The organism is Phenylobacterium sp., from assembly GCF_036501465.1.
Lineage (GTDB): Bacteria > Pseudomonadota > Alphaproteobacteria > Caulobacterales > Caulobacteraceae > Phenylobacterium.
The window spans coordinates 1-2,696 of sequence record NZ_DASYAF010000083.1 but is presented as its reverse complement, the minus strand read 5'-3'; the positions used below and the strand labels follow the sequence as shown (position 1 = coordinate 2,696).

The window sequence follows — 2,696 nt, the reverse complement described above, 5'->3', positions numbered from 1 at the left end:
CGCCGGCTACAAGCGCGGCATCGATCGCTACAAGGTCGAGGAGATAGAACGGGCAGCTGACAGCATCGTCTGGTGCTGCGACGAAGCCCCCGGCTTCACGCCGGACCGCCCGGGCGACCTCGCCTTCGTCGGCAATATCGTCGAGGCCATCGACGCCTACGGCCGCGGCGCCCTGGGCGCGGCGCCGATCCCGCTTGGCGACGTCGACCGGATCATCGCCATCGGCTCCGACGGCATGATGAACGCGGTGGCCCAGGCCCGCCACGGCGTCCTCGCCGCCCACCTGAAACCCGCCCACAAGGCGGTCGGCTCGATCAACTCCCCCATGCAGTGCATGATGAAGGAGATCTGCGCCCAGTGCCTGCAGACCCACAAGGACCCCGCCACCGGGGTCGAGAGCGTGGTCTTCTCCTGCTTCAACCAGGACCAGGACCTCGACCGGGTAAAGTTCGCCGGCCTGCGCGACCGCCTCACCCAGAACAGCGTCCAGGAAAAAGTCACCCGCCTCTGGATCGATAGGTCGCTGCGGTCGCTGGGGCTCAGAGGTCGGCAGGCGGCGGAGTAGCGTCCTTCTCCTATCCCTTCACTTCAAAACCCGCTCATCCCGGCGAACGCTCTTGGGTATGCACACAAGTGAGTGGCTGATGACTCGCGTTTGATTGGGCGCGCTGGGCGAACGGTGATTCCTCGAAGGTGTTGGCTGACCTTGGAGGGATGGATGTCGAGCCTGGGACTTGGTGCGTTCGGCGACGCGCGCCTGGAAAAAAGGGGGTCCAGCTGTTGGGGCAGATGGCGGCCCTGGGCAGCGTGTGCCTGCGGCGGGCGGCGCAAGGCCGTCGGCGGGCGGTGGTTGGGTTCGGTCGGTTCCTGGCCAATGAGAAGGTGACGATCGATCGGCTGATCGAGGGTTGGGGCTCTGCGACCTCGGCGGCCTGCGCGGGTCGGCATGTGCTGGCGATCCAGGACCTGAGCGAGATCCGCTTCAAGACCCGACCGGCCGATCGGCGTGGCCTGGGCGAGGTGGGGCTGTCAGGTCACGGCCTTCTTCTGCATGCGATGATGGCGCTGGACGCTGATGACGGTGCGGTCCTGGGGCTGGTCAGCGGGCGGGTGTGGACGCGGCAAGGGCGGGTGAGCGTCCCCCACGACAAGCGGGACCTGGCCGACAAGGAGTCGGAGCGGTGGCTGGCGAGCGCCGAGGCGGCCAAGATGGTGCTGGCCGAGGCGGCTTGCGTGACAGTGGTGGCCGACCGCGAGAGCGACATCTACGCCGAGTGGGCGCAGGTTCCCGGGCCGGGCTTCCATCTGCTCACCCGCGCCATGCACGACCGGCGCACCGCCGAGGGGAGCCTGTCGAGCGCCAGGCTCGAGCGGGCCGGGACGGCCCACATTGTCATGCGGGCCAGGCCCGGACGTCCGGCCAGGACTGCGCGCCTGGTCGCCCGCTTCGGCGCCGTGCGCATCGCGCGGCCCGCGCACGGCCGGATGCGTCATCTGCCCGAGCATGTCGCGCTGAGCCTGGTCGAGGTGAGCGAGGCCGATCCGCCACCAGGCGAGGAGCCGATCCTGTGGCGGCTCTTGACCACCCATCCGGTGGCGGACGCCGCCGCGGCCTGGCGCATCGTCGGCTGGTACCGCCAGCGCTGGACCATCGAGCAGCTGTTCCGGACCATGAAGCAGCAGGGCCTGCAACTGGAGGACAGCCAGCTCGACACCGCCGAGCGACTGATCAAGCTCACCGCCATCGCCGCCAGCGCGGCCTGCGCCATCATGCAGCTGGTCCAGGCCAGGGACGGGCGCTCCCAGCAAAGCGCCCAGATCGCCTTCTCACCCCACGAGATCGAAGCGCTGGAGGCTCTGCTTCCCGATCTGGAGGGTTCCACCGCAGCCCAGAAGAACCCGCATCCGCCGCGATCCCTCGCCTGGGCCGCCTGGATCATCGCCAAGCTTGGCGGCTGGGATGGCTACCCATCCTCCAGACCGCCCGGACCAATCACCTTCAAGCACGGCCTCGACTACTTCCGACCCTTCGCCGCCGGCCGTAGATCAAGCGATGTGTGAATCCCCAAGGACCTTCGTCGGGATGAGCGGGATTAGGGGGTGGTTTCCAAAAACCGCTCGATCCAGCCTGCGACCCGTTCGTGGTCGTCCAGGCGACGCAGGCTCTCCACCGCGGCCGCCGCCTGGCCGGCCGGGAACCGCGAGCCGCTTCGCCCTTCGATCAACGCGATCGAGTAGCCGGGCTCGAACTCGGGATGCAGCTGGCATGACATCGAGGCCGCGTCGTAGGCCAGCATGCCGAACGGGCAGAAATCGTTGCCGGCCAGCACCGCCGCGCCCGGCGGCAGTTCCACCACCTGGTCCTGGTGCGAGGCCGAGAGCGACACGGCGGGCGCCGTGTCCATCCAGCCGCGATGCTCGGCGACGCCGTAGGTGTGCAGCCCAACGCCCCAGCCCTTGGGCGACTTGATCACACTGCCGCCGAACGCCTGCGCCATCGCCTGGTGGCCGAAGCAGACACCCACCAGCTTGGTCCGGCCGCGCGCGGCGCGCAGGAACCCTAGCAGCTCGGCGATCCAGGGATCGCCGTCGTAGACCCCCGCCGCCGCGCCGGTGACGATGTAGGCGTCGCAGGCCTCCGGCGTCGCCGGATAGTCGCCGGCCGGAACGTCGAACACCTGCCAGTCGTAGCCCTG

General features: G+C 69.0%; 3 protein-coding genes. 2 read left to right on the top strand and 1 reads right to left on the bottom strand.

Annotated features, from left to right (window positions below; all coding sequences use genetic code 11):
• Together VGL85_RS08900 and VGL85_RS08895 are read left to right on the top strand one after the other, a co-directional pair.
• Positions 1-565, top strand: a 565-nt coding sequence (locus VGL85_RS08900) for a hypothetical protein (protein ID WP_331588200.1), incomplete at its 5' end; no start/stop codon positions are given.
• A gap of 149 nt (positions 566-714) precedes the next feature.
• The gene (locus VGL85_RS08895) at positions 715-2,061 is read left to right on the top strand and encodes an IS4 family transposase (RefSeq protein WP_331588198.1); all 1,347 of its coding nucleotides are present in this window, start codon (positions 715-717) and stop codon (positions 2,059-2,061) included.
• A gap of 32 nt (positions 2,062-2,093) precedes the next feature.
• Here the strand turns inward: VGL85_RS08895 and VGL85_RS08890 are convergent.
• Positions 2,094-2,696 (bottom strand): glutamine amidotransferase-related protein (locus tag VGL85_RS08890; RefSeq protein WP_331588197.1); only part of this gene is annotated, 603 nt, incomplete at its 5' end.